The sequence below is a fragment of the Faecalibacter rhinopitheci genome, assembly GCF_015234135.1.
GTDB classification, from domain to species: domain Bacteria; phylum Bacteroidota; class Bacteroidia; order Flavobacteriales; family Weeksellaceae; genus Empedobacter; species Empedobacter rhinopitheci.
In genome coordinates this window covers 202,351-222,426 of record NZ_JADGIK010000006.1, presented here as the reverse complement: position 1 = coordinate 222,426, position 20,076 = coordinate 202,351, and the positions used below count along the sequence as shown (strand labels likewise).

The window sequence follows — 20,076 nt, the reverse complement described above, 5'->3', positions numbered from 1 at the left end:
ACATATGAATAAATTTTTACCATCTCTATTACTACTATTTCCCTTATCATTAATAGCTCAATTTTATCCGATTGATCAAATATCAGCTGATATAAAAACCAATGCTTATGCGGTAGTTAGGCTAGATGAAACCTCGATTAACCTAAACTCAATTAATGAATATAAGTACACGAATGAAGTAGTAATATCTGTACTTGATAAATCGGGCGATTCATATGTTAATGCTCATCAATTTTATGATCCGAATACTAAAATTGATTTATTTGAAGTGGAAATTTTTGACGGTTCAGGTAAGCTCCATCGAAAATTTAAATCAAAAGATTTGTCTGATGCTAGTGCAGTATCTGGAGGGCAATTATACACTGACGACCGTGTTAAATATTTACAATTTACACCCACATTTTATCCATACACTGTAAGGTATAAGGTTTCTACAACAAACAAAAATACCATTTTTATACCTCGTTGGGCCCCTATATCAAATAGTAATCTAGCAATAGAATCTTCTAAATATACTTTTACGAACAACACGAATAGTATAATTAGAAAATTAGAAAGTAAATTAACAGATTATAATATTTCTTATAATTTTTCCGGTAATTCTTATACTTATGAGTTAAAAAACCAAAAACCAATAGAATCTGAAGTTATTATGGTGAATTGGCGAAATGTTTTTCCTTCTGTAATATTTGCATCGAATGAAATAAATATTGATGGAACAAAAGGTGTTTATGATAATTGGAATGATTACGGAAAATGGTCTTATGATAAACTAATTGAAAGTAAATTAGACTTTACGCCAGAGCAAAAAAAATATTTCCAGAACTTGGTGAAAGAGGCAAAAACTGAAAAAGAGAAAGTAGAAATACTTTATCAGTATATGCAGAAAAAAGTAAGATATATTGGTGTCCAATTGGGTATCGGAGGATTATCACCTTTTCCTAATTCTTATGTAGAATCTAAAAGCTATGGAGATTGTAAAGCATTATCCAACTATCTTATTGGTATGCTAGATGCTGTGGGTATTAAGGCACAACATACAATTTTATATGCAGGGAATAGCCCAGTTGATATTGACAAAAGAATGATGTATCAACAAGGAAATCATATGATTGTATATGTTCCATTACAAGACGAAGATATTTGGATAGAAGCAACAAGCCAATCAAGTCCTTTTAATTATTTAGGAAACTTTGGAGGAAATAGAGACGTATTTGTCTTTCATAAAAATGGTGGTAAAATTATTCCATCTCAACAATATAACCATACCAATAATCTTCTAACAACAAAAGGTAAAATAGATATCGAAATAGATGGAAAAGCTACTATAAGCTTTTTTGAAACTTCAAAAGGATTATTTTATGACGATAATGCAGGCGTTGAAAAATTAATATTAAAAGATCAAGAAAACTATTTTAAACAAAAATTTCAAAATTTAGGCCAACCAAAATTTGAAACTATTGATCTAAAAAGTGATTGGAAAAATGCTGTTTACGAAACAGGTTTAAGCATAAAATCTAATCATTATGCGAAGAAACAAGGTAACAATCTTATCTTTAATTTAATTCCGGTTAATAATGAAACTACCACTTTAAAGAAAGCAAAAACAAGAAATTTTGACTTTAATATTTCTAGAGGATACACAGATTATATCGAGTTTGAAATCAACCTTCCAAAAACAATAAATAGTAAAATAAATATAGCACCTATAGACATTAAGTCTGAATTTGGGTCTTATAATTTGACAATTGAAACTATTAACCAAAATAAATATATCTTAAAACGAACTTACCAACAAATTGGTGGCGATTATGATAAATCTAAATACAATGACTATGTTGAGTTTAGACGACAAGTTGCTGCAAACGACAATATTAAAACTCTTCTAGAATTATAAAAAACTATGAAACATTATTTACCAATTGTAATTGTGGCGCTTACTTCTATTGTCGCAAATGCACAAAATATTAAATTTGGGAAATTCTCTCCTGAAGAAATTACTAAAAAAGCAAGTACAATTAATCCTACTGCACCTGCAGAAGTATTATATTCTAGCGCTCAACATAAAATTGATTGGGACAAAGGTTCAGGGAATTTACTTAAAACATCTATCGTTACTTACCGTATAAAAGTTTATGATAAAGACAAAACTCCTGACCATATCCTAGCTGTAGAAATTCCATTAGGAAAAGGAGCATCTAAAGCTGATGTAGAAAAACTAATGTCTTTAAAGGCTTCTACTTTTGTACCAGAAGGAAGCAGTATGAGAGAAATTAAAGTAAGCAAAAAAGATATCTTCACAAAAAATGCTCATGATTATTTAGATATCCAAACACTTACATTTCCTGATGTACAAAACGGATCTATATTAGAATATAGTTACGAAATAGTTTCTCCATTTTATTATAATACTGAAACTTGGTATTTTCAAGAAACTATTCCAGTCGTAAAAAGTATATTATCATTAGAAACAAATGAAACATTAAAATATCAAGAGGATTCTAGAGGACAATATAATGTTAAACCTAAACATACAACACGTAAAGAATCTACTACTGTAAAACAAGGTGGTTTTGATGTAAATTCTTATGGTTATACTAAACCTTCACATGCGACATATGAGTATGAATTAAATAAATTAGAATATACCGCAGATAATTTACCGGGCTACGAAAGAGAAGCTTATGTATTAAATCCTCGAAATTTATTATCATCTATACGATTTGAGTTAGCAGCGTATTCTCCTAAAAATGGAGTGCCAAAATATTTTTCAACAACTTGGGATAATATAGGAAGAGAATTGATAGATAGCGAAAGTTTTGGCCGTCAAATCTCTGGTAATGGCTTTTTAGATGATAAAGTAAAAGAATTAATAGCAGGTAAAAATACAAGCGAGGAAAAATTAAATTCTATTTATTCTTTCGTAAGAGATAACTATAAATGGAATGGATATAATGGCATTTATACAGATAAAGGGATCAGAAAAACTTTTAATGAAAAAGTTGGAAATGTAGCAGACATTAATTTAATGTTAGTTTCTATGCTAGAGAAAGCTGGGTTTAAAGCTAATCCAATTGTATTAAGCACAGTACAAAATGGGATGCTAAATTATATTTTCCCATCGAAAGCGAAACTCAACTATGTAATTGCTTCTGTTGATCTTAATGGAAATGATATTTTGATGGATGCTACAGATATTAATTCTCAGATTAACTTACTTCCACTAAGAACCTTGAATTTTAGAGGAATATTAATTGGTAAAAATAATACCAAAGAAATCGATCTTCAGAATTCAATCATGTCTAATGATAAAGAACAAATCGTTGCTACACTTTCGCCAGATGGAAAATTCACAGGAACGTTTAATAACTATCATGATAATTATTTTTATATGAATGATAGAAGCCAAATTCAAGATGATCCTAAAGAATTCGAAAAAACTTTCATCAAAGATTACACTTTTGATATTGAAAATTTTAGATCAAATGATAACAATGAAGGTTTAATTCGCCACTCATTTAAATTTGATAACATACAGGCTAATGTTATCGGTAATAAAATCATGTTTAATCCAATGTTATTTTTAGCTACTGAAAATCATAATTTAAATTATGAAACTAGAAATTATAATCTAGAATTTGGTACACCAATGAATATCTCAAAATCAGTTAAAATTAAAATTCCGGAAGGATATAAACTTGAAAGTGTTCCTAAAATCTATAATGAGAAATTAATTAACGATGCAGCAGGTTATGCTTACAATATCGTTGAAAAGGATGGATTTTTAAACATTTATTCTGCTCGAGTTTTACCTTATAGTATATTGCCTTCAGATTATTATAAACCTTTTAAAGAATTTATGAATAAAATTGTTGAAGCAGAAACACAGCAAGTTATTTTAATCAAACAATAAAATTGTATTCAGTACAAATATTAGCCAATGGAGATTTTCATTGGCTTTTTTATTTTGTACATTTACTTTATTAAATATTAAATACAGACGAAAATGAGTTTAAAACAAGCACAACAAGATGTAGATAATTGGATCAATAATCATGGTGTTCGTTATTTTAACGAGTTAACGAATATGGCTCAATTAACAGAAGAAGTTGGAGAAGTTGCACGTATTATTGCTCGTCGCTACGGAGAACAATCTGAAAAAGAATCAGATAAAAACAAAGATTTAGGAGAAGAACTAGCCGATGTTATCTTTGTTGCACTTTGTTTAGCAAATCAAACTGGAGTTGATTTAGAGTCTGCTTTTTATAAAAAATTAGACCTTAAAACTCAACGTGACCACGACCGTCACCAAAATAACGAGAAATTAAAATAAATTATGATTCAAATCTCTCGTTCAAATACAAACATTAAAGGAGATTTACAGATTACAGGTTCTAAAAGTGAGAGTAATCGACTTTTACTTTTAAATCAGTTATTTAATCACGTTTTAAAGTTAGAAAACATTTCTAATTCTGAGGACTCTCAATTGATGCAGAAAGCCTTGTCTAATCCTACTGATACAATAGATATTCATCATGCAGGAACTGCAATGCGATTTTTAACAGCCTATTATTCCATTCAAGAGGGCCGTATCATAACGTTAACAGGTTCTGATCGTATGAGACAACGCCCAATTGGAGTTTTAGTTGATGCGTTAAGAAATTTAGGCGCTGATATTTCTTATATCGAAAATGAAGGTTATCCACCTTTAAAAATTGTTGGAAAAAAAATCAGTAATTCAGTAATTACAATTCCTGCCAATGTAAGTAGCCAATACATTACAGCTCTAATGCTGATCGGAACGCAATTAGAAAACGGATTAACAATTACCTTAGAAGGTAAAATTATTTCAATTCCTTATATCCAAATGTCTATTCAATTATTGAGTAGAATTGGAGTAAATGCTGAAATGATTAGCCAAGAAATTAAAGTTCCATATACGCCAAAAATTGAAAAGAAAACTTTACAAGTAGAATCGGATTGGAGTTCAGCTTCTTATTACTATTCATTAGTAGCATTAAGTCCAGCAAGCCAAATTTCAATTTCAACTTATTATAAGGATTCTTTACAAGGAGATTCTGCGTTAGAAAATATTTATAAAGATAATTTTGGTGTTACATCATTTTTTGAGAATGGAAAATTAACTTTAAAAAATAATCCTGAATTTATTCATAAAGATACTATCACATTAGATCTTAACTATACGCCAGATATTGCACAGACCATTGCGGCAACATGTGTTGGCTTAGGTTTAAAATGTCATTTAACAGGATTAGAAACATTAAAGATTAAAGAAACTGACCGATTACAAGCGTTACAAAATGAGTTGACTAAATTTGGAGCTATTGTAGTCATTACAAATGATTCTTTAACGATAAAAGGGTATAATATTTTTGAAGAAACTCCTGTATTAGCAACCTACAATGATCACCGAATGGCAATGTGTATGGCACCATTAGCGGTGAAATTTCCGATACAAATTGAAAACGAAATGGTTGTTGAAAAGTCATATCCTACTTTTTGGCAAAATTGGCAACAACTTGGATTTGATATTAAACATCTATAAAATATAAAAGCATCGAAAAATCGATGCTTTTTTTATTCTTTTAATCTATTCTTAATTTCCGAAATTTTGCATGCTAACAAGATTAGCATATGCACCATTTTGTTGTATTAATTCTTGATGATTACCTTGCTCAATAATCTTTCCAGCTTCCATTACAACAATTTTATCTGCATTTTGTATCGTAGACAAACGATGTGCAATTACTAAAGAAGTTCTGTTTTGCATCATATTATTCAATGCTTTTTGTACTAATTTTTCAGATTTTGTATCCAATGCTGATGTTGCCTCATCTAGTACCATAATTGGTGGATTTTTATATACAGCCCTCGCAATAGATAGACGCTGCTTTTGTCCTCCAGATAATTTACTTCCGCCCTCTCCTACACTTTCATTATATTGTTCGGCTTGCTTTACAATAAATTCTTCAGCATTTGCAATTTTTGCCGCTTGTTGTATTCTATCATTGCTCGGATTGCGATCACCTAACGCGATATTATGCGCAATAGTATCATTAAATAATATTGAGTCTTGTGTTACTAACCCAAAAAGACTTCTATAATCATTTAATTTAATTTCTTTTATATTTACTCCATCTATTAATATTTCTCCTTCTTTTACGTCCCAAAAGCGAGTTAATAAGTTTGCTAATGTAGATTTTCCTGAACCGGATTGACCTACTAAAGCAACAGATTGACCTTTAAGTAATGTTAAATTAAATTTTTCAATAATCGTTTCCTTTCCATAACCAAAAGTTACATTTCTGAATTCAATTTTGTCTTGAAAAGTCTCGATAGATTTTGCATTCACATTATCTTTTATAGATACATCTGCATCTAATATTTCAAATAAACGTTGTGCCGAAACTTCTCCTTTTTGAATATCTGATAAAGCTTTTGAAAACTTTTTAATAGGATCTAATAAAGTATAAAAAGTACCTATGTAAAAGATAAATTCTGAACCTGATAATCCATTCCCTTCTAAAGATAATTTACCTCCAAAGAAAACTATCAAACCTATCGTTACAGCACCTAAAAATTCACTAGTTGGTGAAGCTAAAGCACGCTTTTTCATCACTTTTTGTAAATATTTTCTATAACGATTAATAGAATCATCAAATCGACCTTTTACTTGTTCATCAGCATTAAATATTTTGATGATTTTTAAAGCTGATAAAGTCTCATCTACATAAGTAATAATATTTGATAATTCTGATTGGGCATCTCTAGCAGCTCTTTTTAAACTTTTACCGATTAAAGAAATAATTGTTCCCATGATAGGAAAAACCAAAATGGCAAATAAAGTTAATTCGGCACTAGTTACAAATAATACTGTAACAAATACCAATATCATAATCGGTCCTCGAATGATTTCAACAATAGAATTTAAAATATTTCCTTCTACTTCGTTTACATCATTTGATATACGAGTTATCATATCTCCTTTTCTTTTCTCAGTAAAGAAGGAAACTGGCAATTCTAAAATTTTATTATGTAAATCTATTCTTAAATCTCGGGTAACTCCCGAACGTAAGTCAACCAGACAAGTTTCTGATAGAAAACTAAAAATATTACGGAAAAAGAAAGCAATAATAAATAAAATACATGAAAATGCTAAAACATATATAGGACCTTCATTTTGTGTAATATCATTCATAATGTATCCTGAGTATTCAGAAAAATATTCCTTCAACTCAGAAACTTTTCCAGAATATATAGGCTTTGTATAAACCCTATTTTTTTCTTCCCCAAATAAAATGCTTAGGATAGGCATCATAAAGGCTAAAGCAACGACATTAAAAATGGCATAGAGCACATTAAAAAATATTGCTGTACCAAAAGAAGTTTTATAAGGCTTAACGTATGATAACGCTCTTTTGTATAAACTCATCGAAATATATAATTTATAAAACTATACGGAGGTATAGAACATGCAAATTTAGGCAAAAAAATAATGACTATTTTCATGATAGAAAATAGTCATTATTAAGAGTTTTGATTTTAATTTTTTGTGGGTTTTGATTACTTGTGTAACCTTTTTATTTGACTTTTTGCCAAGTTTGAGTTCTGCCGACTAATGAAATACCAACATACCCTCTTACGTCTAATTTATCTTTGCCATTTAGTTTCAGAGTTGCTTTATACTCTTTACCACTATTTGGATCTAAAATTTTTCCTCCTGTCCATTCGTTTCCGCTTTTCTTAAGATCTGTAAGAATAACCATATTTAAAATTGGTTTATCCTTTCTAGCATCTTTACATGCAGTACATTTAGAATCTTCTTTACCTTTTGTCAAGATTTTAACTACTTTACCATATACTTTACCATCTTTTTCAAAGATTTCAACATATGATTTTTCTTTGCCTGTTTCATCGTCTATTGTTTTCCAAGTTCCTAAAGGAGATTGTCCAAAAACAACAGTACCTATGAACATTATGAACGTAAATAAAAATAGTTTTTTCATAAATAGCATTTTAAAATAGTTATTTTGTTCCACTAATATAATATTTTTTAGTGTAAAAAAAACACTATCTATTAAAAAAATTAATATTTTTCTAAATTCTTTAAAAAAATATCAACTCGCTAATACACAATAAACTAAAATTGTCTGCATTTAATAACTTACTACAAGTATTATCTTATATAGAAAATATTAGTGTATGAGTATTCAACCCAAAAAGTTGAAATTTTAGAAAAAAACATCAGATTTGGATTAAAACGAATAAAAATATAAATTTGTCTACTAATATTATAGAGAATATAGAATTAATACAATGAGCCCTTTTAGTAAATATAGTTTACCTTTTAATAAAAAGGAGGTCGAAAAAATTATTGAATCAATTATTTATGATCTAATTTTTAGCCAACCTAAGAAGAGATTTACATATGATGAAGTTAAAAATTGTTTTAATGAAATACTAACTCGTATAGTTCCCATCGAAAAGGCAAATACAATAACTTCTAATTTTTTTGATGCCTTAGAAGACATAAAAATTGAGTTAGAAAAATTAATTTTTATATTCTTTAATAATGATCCAGCCTCTAAATCAGAAATTGAAATTATAGTTTCTTATCCTGGATTTTTTGCCATTGCAGTTCATCGGCTAGCAAATGTGTTATATCGATTGGATACTCCTATTCTACCCCGTTTTTTTTCAGAATATGCCCATAAACAAACTGGTATTGATATTCATCCAGGAGCAACTATTGGTAAAAACTTTTATATCGATCACGGAACTGGAATTGTTATTGGCGAAACGACCACTATTGGTGATAATGTAAAAATATACCAAGGTGTAACTCTTGGCGCGTTTTATGTGTCTAAAGATTTAGCTGATCAAAAACGTCATCCAACAATAGAGGATCATGTGACCATCTATGCCGGAGCAACGATTTTAGGCGGTACAACTGTCATTGGTGAAAATTCAGTCATTGGTGGAAATGTGTGGATTACTGAAAGTATAGCCCCTAACTCTATTGTGTACCAAGAATTTCAACCAACCATTAAACAAAAGAATAATAATCAAATAGATGATTATGTCATCTAATCAAATATAAATTTTATGATTTTAAATAATATTTTAGAAGCAATAGGAAATACGCCTATCATTAAACTTACGCGTCTTTTTCCTCAACATAATGTATATATCAAATTAGAAAAACAAAATCCAGGTGGATCTATCAAAGATCGTATTGCTTTAGCAATGATTGAAGATGCCGAAAAAGCTGGAATTTTAAAACCTGGAGGAACGGTTATTGAACCAACTTCTGGAAATACCGGAATTGGATTATCATTTGTTGCAGCTGTGAAAGGCTATAAAATGATTATTACAATGCCCGAATCAATGTCGATTGAGCGTCGTAAAATTATGGAAGCTTATGGAGCTGAATTTGTTTTGACGCCGAAAGAATTAGGAATGAAAGGTGCAATTGCTAAAGCACAAGAATTAGCTGAAACGATTGAAGGTGCATGGGTTCCTCAACAATTTGAGAATTCTTCTAATCCATCGATTCATTACCGTACAACAGCAAAAGAAATTTTAACTGATTTCCCTGAAGGAGTTGATTATTTGGTTACAGGTGTTGGAACAGGAGGACATTTAACAGGAATTGGTAAAGCCTTGAAAGAAGTGAATCCAACCACTAAAGTTTATGCAGTAGAACCTTCAGATTCTCCAGTAATTTCAGGTGGACAATCAGGTCCACACGCCATTCAAGGAATTGGAGCGGGATTTATTCCAACGAATTTAGATACAAATGTGGTTGATGAAGCGATTCAAATTTCAAAAGAAGAAGCTTACGAATTCGCCCGTAGAGCTGCAAAAGAAGAAGGTTTATTTGTAGGAATTTCTACTGGAGCTTCTCTAGCTGCTGTGGCTAAATCTTTAGAAAAAGTATCAGCCGATGCAACAGTATTAACAGTTAACTACGATACCGGAGAACGTTATTTATCAGTAGAAGGTTTGTTTTAATATAGAATATTAAAAAAGGGAACGGTTTATTAATAAATCGTTCGCTTTTTTTGTTAAAATTTATTTTTTAAGATAACTGCTACTTTTTTTGAACTATCAGTTATTGGAGTATTATCTTGTTGGCGAGATGATTTTACATAATACTCATACTTCATTGCCAATATCTTATTTTCGTTTGGATTAAAATCTAACGTACCCATAAAATTTTCTGCAGCAATAGTTGTTTTAATTTTTGCATTATTTCCTGGCATATTGATATTTGATTCAATAATATTATTTGATAATGATTTCTCAGTCTCAAATGTAATAATCCATAAATCATTAGACTTTTTATTAACTTTATTTATTTTGGTTATATAAAAATTTCCATCCATATCAACTGTAAATTGTTTATCGATTTCAATTTCATTAGATGTTAAAAATTTATATCCAATTTCATTCCTATCAGGAGTAAAAAGCGGTAAATATTGATTAAAAACCATATTTGCTCTTTTACATTCTTCAGTAGTTGAATAAGAAGTACATTTTTTATCAATGAAAAAATTAAAAAAATCTTTTAAAACATCGTATTCCGTTTTCGTAAATGGATCGTCTGTGTCTAAAAAATCTTTTCCAGGTGCATTAAAAGGGCGTGGTGTTTCTTGTGTAACTCGTATTATTTTGTAATAATCATTGGTTACAGTTTTATAAACTTCCCTTGTTTTAGTCTCATCTTTCCATTTAAGTTCGCTTTTAAAATTTTGAGCAAAACTTGATGAAAAGATAAATAAAAATAAAATTTTAATAATATTCATAGTGTCAAGATTGTTGTTAAATTGTTATTCCGACTGAAAAATAGATGTATCTTCCCATTCTGTTTTGATTAAAGTTATTAATAAATAGATCTTTTGTTGTGGTTATATTAATATTTTTTGTTTCATCTAATAAATTATAAATGCCTAAAGTTGTACTGAAGTATTTATAATTTCTTTTACTATTAAAATGAAGTATCGGATTTGTTATCTGTGTGTTTTTAGAATGATTTATTCTATTTTCTACCTCTAATTCTGTCGAATAATGTTTGAATAATATTTTCTTAACAATTAATAAATTTGAGTTGGAGAAGCTATTTGTATTTTGCATATCAAACCTGAAATTATTTTTCATTCCTATTATGAAAGAGTTTAATTTATAAGACAAATGAGTAACATTATTTAAGGAATTTAATTTCAGTTTACTCTCAATATTATCAAATATCATATAACTATTCAAATTTCTATACATCAATAAATTAAATAGCGAGAATGTTTTTTCTTTACTTAAATAGTTAAAGTTGAAAGAGGCTGAAAAATTATTAATAGGATTTTTATCGTATAAAAAATACTCTTTGACAGGTACATCAGTGTTAAAAATTTGGTTATAAATCCAAATTTTTGGTATATAAGTATGACTTACATTGAATGTGAAATTAGAATGATTCGTTTTCTTGCTTACAGAAAACACCGTGTTATAATTAAAAACTACAGGATTAATCGAATTATTCCCAACCCAATAATTTTCTAAATCGACTTTATCTTCTAACGGCAAAAGTTGCTCTGTCACCGGAATTGATTTATTAATACTTGATGATATCCTATATTGAAAAGACTTTTTATCTTTATAATTTATTGAAAATTTGGGAAATATATAATTATCACTAGATGGTTTAAAATTCTCATTTCTATAATATAGATTTACATAATCCACACCAACAATCACATCCCATTGCTTATTAATATACCACAAATAACTTTCTACATTGCGCTGTTGGCTTGCGATTGTATAATTATCTAAAATATTATTCCTACCTCCGTTAAGATAATTTTCATTATTGTTCGACGTAAAATTAAAGCTATCAAAATATCTAGAGTTTAATTGCATTCTTTTATTTATACGAGCGCTGTTTGAAATAAAATATAAATACTCCCATTGCTTTGCATTTCTGTTTTGCTTACCAAAAAGTGATTTTTCGTAATTTAGTTGATGGTTATAATCATCATTTTTACTAAAATAATTAAAATTTAATTCACCTCCTGCCTGAAAACTTATAGCTCTATTTATTTTATATTCCGTCAAAAATTTATTGTATAAAATATGGGCTTTTTCTTTTAAGGATAAGTTACTTTGATAAATATTATTTAAATTAACGGACGATAATTCAAACAATTCATTAGACTGTATTTTTTCAATATTTATATTATTTTTATAATTCCATTGATTAAAAAAATTTACATTTAAATTATCTTTATTGTAATTGAATTTTTGAGTCAGATTAATAAATTTTTTATCAAAAGAACTAAGCATCGATTTTTCTTGTCTTACAACATTTGTCGCGTTATCTTTCATTAATAATCGACTTTCCTCTAAATTTCCATTTGGTAAATTTCCTATTAAGAACAAACTATAATCTATGTTTTTTTTCTTTATAGTTACATTACTCCCAAATTGCCATTGCGCATAATCACCCGTATTTAAATCATTTAGAGAAATATTATTTATATCATTTGGCGAATACATGATTTGGCTAACTAAATCTTTCTTTGGAAAATACATCGAATTAAATAATTCTGGATAGATAAAATCATTCGGAAGTATATTTTTTTGAATATTATTTTTATCTATAAAAAAATTAAATAGATTGGTTTTATTGACCTTTGTAACACTACCATAATATCTATATCTACTACCATTTGCAACCAGAGTTTCAAAAGTAGCACTAATCGCATTTTTCTTTTCTTTTTTTAATGACAATTCAATGCTAGGAGATTCATTCGCATTATCTAAACCAGAAATTTTCAATTGTTCAATCCATTCAGACGGTATTTGTTCAGAAGTAATTTTAGTATTTCCAGCATACATTTCTTTCTTATCAATCGTCATCTTTTTAATTTCCTGACCTTGGTAAAAAATTTTATCATTATCTATAAAAAAACCTGGTAAGTTTTTAATTGCCTCCGCTATATTCCCTTTCTGAGCCAAACTATCTAAGCTCACAACAATGGTATCTTTCTTATTAGCTGTAATCAAAACTTCTTTTAAATCAATATCATTTTTGTTTTGTGAAAAAATCATCATCGGAATTAAAAAAAATAAAACCTTGTATTTAAAATTCATTAATTAATTTATTTTGATGATTATTTATAAAAGTTACGGAAATACAATTAATAAAACTCCACTGTCACAATCGTATACGTACGAACCAACTTCACCGGTATCAACATTAATAGCTGTACCACTTTCACATACTTTATCATCTTCGAAGGATAATTCGTATTTGTTTGCATTATAATTTTCATAAGTTGTTTCTATAATCGTTTTATTATTTGCATTATCTACTGTTGGTGTATTTAAAGATGCAAACGAAAATGAGCCTACAAATAAGACTAAAGTAAAAATAAGTTTTCTAGAATAACGTCGGTTTTACAGTAGATTTTAAATCAAGGTTTTAGCTAATATATATATACAAAAATTATTTTTATTAAAATCTAATAATAAGCCAAAATGTCTCCTTTTTTTATACAAAAACGACAAAAAGTCAGTATAACTAATTCATTTTCAGTTTGGAATCTAATTTGATTTAATCCAATCAACAAACAAATACCTAAATACAGTTTAACAATGGATTTTAATCAGTTTACAATAAAAGGGCGCGAGGCGATTCAATCCGCACAACAAATTGCGGCTGAGAATCAAAATCAAGCCATCGAACCAAGCCATATCTTAAATGGAATGTTCGACGTCGATGAAAACGTGATTTCATTAATTTTAGAACAACAAGGTGCAAACCTTACACATATTAAAAATGAATTGGATGCGGAAATTAAAAAGTATCCAAAAGTACAAGGTCAACAAAGAAATCATCTATCCAATTCTGGTAATGCTGTTTTGCAAACGGCACAACAAATGGCTAAGGATATGCAGGATGATTTCGTTACGTTGGAACATATTTTATTAGGAATCATTAAGAATGTCTCACCTACTAGTCAAATTCTGAAAGATCAAGGTGTCACATTCAACAACACCAAAAAATTAATTACAGAATTGAGAAAAGGAGAAAGAGTAACATCAGAAAATGCAGAAGGAACTTACAATTCCTTAAACAAATATGCGAAGAACTTAACTGAGTTAGCAAAAGAAGGAAAATTAGATCCTGTAATCGGACGAGATGTAGAAATCCGTCGAGTATTACAAATCTTATCAAGAAGAACAAAGAATAACCCGATTTTAATTGGTGAACCTGGGGTTGGTAAAACAGCTATCGCCGAAGGCTTAGCCCATCGTATTATTGATGGCGATGTACCTGAAAATCTTTTAAATAAACAAATCTTCTCCTTAGATATGGGAGCGTTGGTGGCAGGTGCAAAATATAAAGGTGAATTCGAAGAGCGCTTAAAAGCAGTTGTGAAAGAAGTTACATCAGCCAATGGAGAAATCATCTTATTCATCGACGAAATTCATACGTTAGTTGGTGCCGGAGGTGGCGGTGAAGGCGCTATGGATGCCGCAAACATCTTAAAACCAGCATTAGCTCGTGGTGAATTACGTTCGATCGGTGCGACAACTTTAAATGAGTATCAAAAATACTTTGAAAAAGACAAAGCTTTAGAACGTCGTTTCCAAAAAGTAATGGTCGAAGAGCCAGATGAAGAATCTGCGATTTCAATTTTGCGTGGTATTAAGGATAAATACGAGCAACATCACAAAATTAGAATAAAAGACGAAGCAATTATTGCGGCTGTAAAATTATCAACGCGCTATATCTCGGATCGTTTCTTACCGGATAAAGCCATCGACTTAATGGACGAAGCAGCATCTAAATTACGTATGGAAATGAACTCGAAACCAGAAGAGTTGGATAAATTAGATCGTCGTATTGTTCAGTTAGAAATCGAAATCCAAGCAATTAAACGTGAAGGTGATGAGAAAAAATTGAACTTATTACGCGAAGAATTATCGAACCTTCAAGACGAGCGCAACCAATTCAGTGCAAAATGGCAAGACGAGAAAAATAAAGCAGACGAAGTACAAGATTTACGAAAAGCAATAGAAAATATTAAATTCGAAATTGAGCGTGCAAAACGTGAATACGATTATGCAAAAGCATCTAAATTAGAATTTGAAGACTTAGTCAATGCAAAAAAAGCTTTAGAATATTCAGAAGCAAAATTAGAAGAAAACAAACACAACAAATTGGTAAAAGAATTTGTTGATGCCGATGATATTGCAGAAGTTGTATCAAAATGGACAGGAGTTCCTGCACAAAAAATGATGCAATCCGAACGTGAAAAATTATTGCATCTAGAAGACGAATTACACCAACGTGTTTTAGGACAAGAAGAAGCAATTACAGCTGTTGCTGATGCGATTCGTCGTTCGAGAGCTGGTTTAAGTGACGAAGGAAAACCAATTGGATCGTTCTTATTCTTAGGATCGACTGGGGTTGGTAAAACTGAATTAGCGAAAGCCTTAGCGGAATTCTTATTTGATGATGAAAATTCAATGACGCGTATTGATATGTCGGAATTCCAAGAACGCCACGCGGTTTCTCGTTTGGTTGGGGCACCTCCGGGTTACGTTGGTTACGATGAAGGTGGTCAATTAACTGAAGCTGTTCGTCGTCGTCCGTATTCGGTAATTCTTTTAGATGAGATCGAAAAAGCGCATCCTGATGTGTTCAACATCTTGTTACAAGTGTTGGATGATGGACGTTTAACGGATAACAAAGGTCGAGTAGTGAATTTCAAGAATACGATTATCATCATGACATCGAACTTTGGTTCACATACCATCTTAGAGAAATTTGCAGATATTGATGAAAGTAATGTGGCTCAGATTTATGATGATACGAAATCAGAAGTTTTTGAAGAATTGAAGTTAAACTTCCGTCCAGAGTTCTTGAATCGTATCGATGAAATTATCTTGTTTCGTCCATTGAGTCAAAACCAAATCAACGGAATTGTTGGAATTTACTTGAATGGTGTAGCGAAAAAATTAGGACAACGTGATATTACATTAGATATTACACCAGAGGCTTCGGCTTACTTAGCCAACAAAGGTTATGATCCTCAATTTGGTGCACGTCCATTGAAACGAGTAATTCAACAAGATGTCTTGAATGAGTTATCAAAAGAAATCTTAAAAGGTAATATCAACGATAACGATGCAGTTTTAATTGATTACTTTGAAGATAAACCTGGTAATAATAAGTTAGTGTTTTTAACTAACGGCAAATAAGCAACCATTTATGAAGTCGATTCATATTAAATATTTTTAGTGAAATGTAATCCCGTCAATTTTGACGGGATTTTTTATATCTTTATTTCAAATCATTACAGATGAAGAAACTTTTTACATCCTTACTAAAATCTATTGGATTTATCCTTGGATTACTTGTCATCTACATCTTATTAGCAATTGTATTACCATTAATTCCCGTCAACAAAACGACCTCATCGAATGAAGATTCTATTGTTATATACATCTTAACGAATGGGATGCATACAGATATCGTAATGCCGGTGGAGTCTGAAGTTATCAATTGGTCGGAAATCATTCCGTTTCGTGACACAAAAGCTAAACAACCGATGAAATACATCGCAATGGGTTGGGGCGATAAAGGATTTTATTTGGATACGCCTGAATGGAAAGATTTAAAATTCTCAACAGCTTTTAATGCCGCCTTTTGGTTGGGTGATTCTGCAATGCATACCACTTTTTATAATCAAATTAATGAAAGTGAAGAATGTAGGAAGATTTCAATTTCTAAGGAAGAGTATGAATCGTTAGTGAATTATTTAAAAAATTCATTTGATTACGATGCAAATGGTAAAGTACAATTGATTCCAACTGATATGGTTTATGGTAACAATGATGCCTTTTATGAGGCTAAAGGTAATTATAGTTTCCTTTTTACGTGTAATACTTGGGCAGCAGATGCACTAAAAGAAGCCAAACAAACCGCTCCACTATGGACTGCGGCACAACAAGGGATCTTTTATCATTATTAATTGTAAAAAAATAAAAATTTTTCTTATTCATTTTCAATAAGTTGCCCTATTTATGGGACTTTCAGCGAAAAAAAAGTTGAAAAAATATTTGGAGATATAAAAATTCGCTCTATATTTGCATCAACAATATCGATAACGATACTCCTCCTTAGCTCAGTTGGTTAGAGCATCTGACTGTTAATCAGAGGGTCCTTGGTTCGAGCCCAAGAGGAGGAGCAAAAAAGACATTCAAATTTTGAATGTCTTTTTTTTGGCTTTTATTTAACATCCTTAAACCAACTTTTGGTGCAACATTTTCATCTTATTATTATATTTAAAACAATTTAAAAGATGGAGAAATTATTATTCATAGGTATATTATCTATTCTTACTACACCAATATTTTCACAGACGAAAGAAGATATTAAGATGTTTCCTAAAGCCGAAAAAGAACAAATTCAAAAAGTGATTCGTTTAGAGCCAAAAGAAAATGAAAATGACTATATGGTCGAAATCATGATTGGAAAAAATACAATGACTGATGGTTGTAATAACTACTTCTTAATAGGGGAACTTGAAGAGAAAAATTTAGAAGGTTGGGGATACAGCTATTATGAATTTGAAACTAAAGGTGATGTTGCGTCAACTTTAATGGGTTGTATAAATGCTACACCAAAAGAAAAAATAGTTTACGCGCAACCCGATAAAGTAAGATATAATAGTAAATTACCCCTTGTCATCTATTCTCCAAAAGGATATGAGATACAATATCGAATTTGGAGTGCTTCACATAATATTTATAACGCTGAATAATTTATATAAAAAGAACCATGATATATGGTTCTTTTTATATTTTAATAAAGTAATAATTGTGTTATACTATATATTAATAATCCTACTAATCCTCCCACCAATGTTCCGTTAATTCGGATATATTGTAAATCTTTTCCTACTTCCAATTCCAGTTTTTCACTTAAATCTTTACCTTCCCAATCTCCTACTGTATTACTGATTAACGTTTCGACTTCATTTACATTTCTCAAAATCATTCTGTATAAGAAATGGCGTATCCATCCATTTATTTTTTGAATCATTTCTTGATTTTCATTTAAATTATGCGATAATTTTTGAATATTTTTTTGGGCATATTTCTGTAGTGTGGAATCTTCTTGTGCAAAACTCTCCGTTAAATTAGTTTTTAATGCTTGCCATAAATCTGAAGCATATTCTTCTAATCTTTCAGGAGTAATAAATTCAGATCGCATTTCATTCAATTTTATTTGCCATGTAGAATCAGTTTTAATCTTATCTGCAGCGTTCAATATTGATTCTTGTATATTCTTTCGTATAGGATGCTCTTTGTCCTGTTCTATTTCTTCTATAAAACTTACTACACCATCTATCACTCCTTTAGAAATTTTTTTCCCAGCAAAAAATGAAATAAAAGGATGTTTTTCATTTAATTTTCCTTCAATAAGAAAATTACTTTCTTGTATATACTCTTTTGCTTTTGGCAATACTAAATCTAATACTTCATTATGCTTTTCTTTTTCTATAACATATTCTATAGTAGTACCTGCTAGCTCCTGCAAATCAAATTGTTTTAAAATTTCATCTCCTTTTAGAGTCATAAAACCAACAACTTCTTTATCGTCTAAATCTTTGAGGATTTTTTGAATAAAAGCAATTAATTCTTCTTGTAAAATTTCTTGGTTAGATTTTTTATTTAACCAATCGGAGACAAATTTCACCACATCTAATTTTTCTATATATGGTCTAATAGTAGAAGGAGTTAAAAAGTTATTTGTAACAAAAAAACCTAAGCTTTCTCCGATTGAATTTTTACTTCTCTCAATTAAATTTGTATGTGGGATTTTTAAACCTAATGGATATTTAAATAGTGCTGTTACAGCGAACCAATCTGCCAACGCACCTACCATTGCAGCTTCAGAAAAAGCTTCTACATATTTTATCCAACTTGCATCACTTTTGGTTGCTAAAAAAACCATCCCACCATATACTACTGCCATTAAGACAAATAATCCTGTGGCTATAGTTTTATGTTTATTTAAACTTTGTTTTTTTTCTAGTTCAGTCATTTAGTTAAATCTTAATTAAATTTCGCAAAAATTTAGCCAATTAAAAAGCGATGATATAATCATCGCTTTTTAAAAATCTATTCCTCAATAATTATTTACCTTTCAATACTAAAATGGCAAAATTAGAATTATTAAGTAATTGTTTACTATTACTTTCTGTAAATAAACGTTGAAAAATATTAAGATCTCTGCGAACCACTCCTAATACGTCTATCATTTTGTTGTTACAATATTCTAATAATCCTTTTTCTACATCTTCTTTTTGTACTATATCCAATTCTAAATATGGATGATTTACTTGCCATTCTCGTTTTTTAATAAGCGTTTCGCTTGTAATAGATTTTGTTTCTACATGTACCACATTTAAAGGAGATGAATGTTTGTTAGCAATTTCTATAATTTCCTGTAATGCTGCATCTTCTCTAGCGTCAAGCATAGTTGCAAAAGCAAATTTTCTTTCAGGATGATATTTTAATTGATGAGGAATTGCCAATACCGGAACTGGAGAATTGTTAATCACACTTAATGTTTGTGAGCCAAATAGTTTTTTTCCAAAACTATTTTCACCATTAGTTCCCATTACCACGTATTTGATATTCTCTTTTTCAATAATATCAAGCACAGACATCAATAGATCGCCAATTTCTAATGAACTTATAATATTTACATCGCCTAGATTATTTTCTACTGCAATACTTTTTAGCTCATTCACTTTCGTATCGAATATATCTTCTGGCATATTCAAATATTCTTTTAGATGAGTTTTTAAAGTAATTAATCGAATATCTGTATGTAAAACTTTAGCAAGGTTTAAGGCGTATAAAAAGGCATTATTTGCGGTCTGAGAAAAATCTGTAGGAAATAGTATAGTTGACATAAGTATATGATTTTAGGTTTTGTTATACATCAAATTTACTCATTATTAACTTATTAAGACG

16 protein-coding genes and 1 tRNA gene are annotated in these 20,076 nt (G+C 29.8%); 11 read left to right on the top strand and 6 right to left on the bottom strand.

The window, feature by feature from the left end; genetic code table 11:
* The first annotated feature begins 4 nt into the window (after nucleotides 1-4).
* The 4 genes from IM532_RS10385 (at nucleotide 5) to IM532_RS10370 (ending at nucleotide 5,566) form a co-directional block, all read left to right on the top strand.
* On the top strand, nucleotides 5-1,897 hold the full coding sequence (locus IM532_RS10385; RefSeq protein ID WP_194183389.1) for a DUF3857 domain-containing protein: 1,893 nt from the start codon (nucleotides 5-7) through the stop codon (nucleotides 1,895-1,897).
* 6 nt (nucleotides 1,898-1,903) lie between these two features.
* The gene (locus IM532_RS10380) at nucleotides 1,904-3,913 is read left to right on the top strand and encodes a transglutaminase domain-containing protein (RefSeq protein ID WP_194183388.1); all 2,010 of its coding nucleotides are present in this window, start codon (nucleotides 1,904-1,906) and stop codon (nucleotides 3,911-3,913) included.
* A gap of 93 nt (nucleotides 3,914-4,006) precedes the next feature.
* The gene (locus IM532_RS10375; protein ID WP_194183387.1) at nucleotides 4,007-4,333 is read left to right on the top strand and encodes a nucleotide pyrophosphohydrolase; all 327 of its coding nucleotides are present in this window, start codon (nucleotides 4,007-4,009) and stop codon (nucleotides 4,331-4,333) included.
* Nucleotides 4,334-4,336: 3 nt separating this feature from the next.
* Nucleotides 4,337-5,566 (top strand): 3-phosphoshikimate 1-carboxyvinyltransferase, encoded by a 1,230-nt coding sequence (locus IM532_RS10370; RefSeq protein WP_194183386.1) that lies wholly within the window; start codon nucleotides 4,337-4,339, stop codon nucleotides 5,564-5,566.
* A gap of 51 nt (nucleotides 5,567-5,617) precedes the next feature.
* On the opposite strand, the gene IM532_RS10365 is transcribed toward IM532_RS10370, so the two are convergent.
* Nucleotides 5,618-7,453 carry an ABC transporter ATP-binding protein gene (locus tag IM532_RS10365; protein ID WP_194183385.1) on the bottom strand — a complete coding sequence of 612 codons (1,836 nt, stop codon included), beginning with the start codon at nucleotides 7,451-7,453 and terminating at the stop codon, nucleotides 5,618-5,620.
* 148 nt (nucleotides 7,454-7,601) lie between these two features.
* Nucleotides 7,602-8,027: a DUF2147 domain-containing protein gene (locus tag IM532_RS10360; RefSeq protein ID WP_194183384.1), complete on the bottom strand. Its 426-nt coding sequence runs from the start codon at nucleotides 8,025-8,027 to the stop codon at nucleotides 7,602-7,604.
* Between the two features lie 310 nt (nucleotides 8,028-8,337).
* Here IM532_RS10360 and epsC point away from each other — a divergent pair, with 310 nt between their 5' ends.
* Nucleotides 8,338-9,111, top strand: coding sequence for a serine O-acetyltransferase EpsC (gene epsC / locus IM532_RS10355; RefSeq protein ID WP_194183383.1), 774 nt, complete (start codon nucleotides 8,338-8,340; stop codon nucleotides 9,109-9,111).
* A 15-nt stretch (nucleotides 9,112-9,126) separates the two neighbouring features.
* Nucleotides 9,127-10,035: a cysteine synthase A gene (gene cysK / locus IM532_RS10350; RefSeq protein WP_194183382.1), complete on the top strand. Its 909-nt coding sequence runs from the start codon at nucleotides 9,127-9,129 to the stop codon at nucleotides 10,033-10,035.
* 53 nt (nucleotides 10,036-10,088) lie between these two features.
* On the opposite strand, the gene IM532_RS10345 is transcribed toward cysK, so the two are convergent.
* Together IM532_RS10345 and IM532_RS10340 are read right to left on the bottom strand one after the other, a co-directional pair.
* Entirely contained in the window at nucleotides 10,089-10,829 is a 741-nt protein-coding gene (locus tag IM532_RS10345) for a hypothetical protein (RefSeq protein ID WP_194183381.1), read from the bottom strand.
* A gap of 16 nt (nucleotides 10,830-10,845) precedes the next feature.
* A complete protein-coding gene (locus IM532_RS10340) occupies nucleotides 10,846-13,167 on the bottom strand; it encodes a hypothetical protein (RefSeq protein ID WP_194183380.1) in 2,322 nt (773 codons plus the stop codon).
* A gap of 16 nt (nucleotides 13,168-13,183) precedes the next feature.
* On the opposite strand from IM532_RS10340, the gene IM532_RS10335 reads away from it, so the two are divergent.
* From IM532_RS10335 to eco, 5 genes are all read left to right on the top strand, one after another.
* Nucleotides 13,184-13,342, top strand: a complete 159-nt coding sequence (locus IM532_RS10335; protein WP_194183379.1) for a hypothetical protein — start codon at nucleotides 13,184-13,186, stop codon at nucleotides 13,340-13,342.
* A gap of 329 nt (nucleotides 13,343-13,671) precedes the next feature.
* On the top strand, nucleotides 13,672-16,287 hold the full coding sequence (clpB, locus tag IM532_RS10330) for an ATP-dependent chaperone ClpB (RefSeq protein ID WP_194183378.1): 2,616 nt from the start codon (nucleotides 13,672-13,674) through the stop codon (nucleotides 16,285-16,287).
* 101 nt (nucleotides 16,288-16,388) lie between these two features.
* Nucleotides 16,389-17,060, top strand: a complete 672-nt coding sequence (locus IM532_RS10325; RefSeq protein ID WP_194183377.1) for a TIGR02117 family protein — start codon at nucleotides 16,389-16,391, stop codon at nucleotides 17,058-17,060.
* 142 nt (nucleotides 17,061-17,202) lie between these two features.
* Nucleotides 17,203-17,276: transfer RNA gene (locus IM532_RS10320), tRNA-Asn, on the top strand.
* 114 nt (nucleotides 17,277-17,390) lie between these two features.
* A complete protein-coding gene (eco, locus tag IM532_RS10315) occupies nucleotides 17,391-17,852 on the top strand; it encodes a serine protease inhibitor ecotin (RefSeq protein WP_194183376.1) in 462 nt (153 codons plus the stop codon).
* A 41-nt stretch (nucleotides 17,853-17,893) separates the two neighbouring features.
* On the opposite strand, the gene IM532_RS10310 is transcribed toward eco, so the two are convergent.
* Together IM532_RS10310 and IM532_RS10305 are read right to left on the bottom strand one after the other, a co-directional pair.
* Entirely contained in the window at nucleotides 17,894-19,138 is a 1,245-nt protein-coding gene (locus tag IM532_RS10310) for a DUF445 domain-containing protein (protein ID WP_194183375.1), read from the bottom strand.
* Nucleotides 19,139-19,229: 91 nt separating this feature from the next.
* Nucleotides 19,230-20,015, bottom strand: a complete 786-nt coding sequence (locus tag IM532_RS10305) for a universal stress protein (protein ID WP_194183374.1) — start codon at nucleotides 20,013-20,015, stop codon at nucleotides 19,230-19,232.
* Between the last annotated feature and the right edge of the window lie 61 nt (nucleotides 20,016-20,076).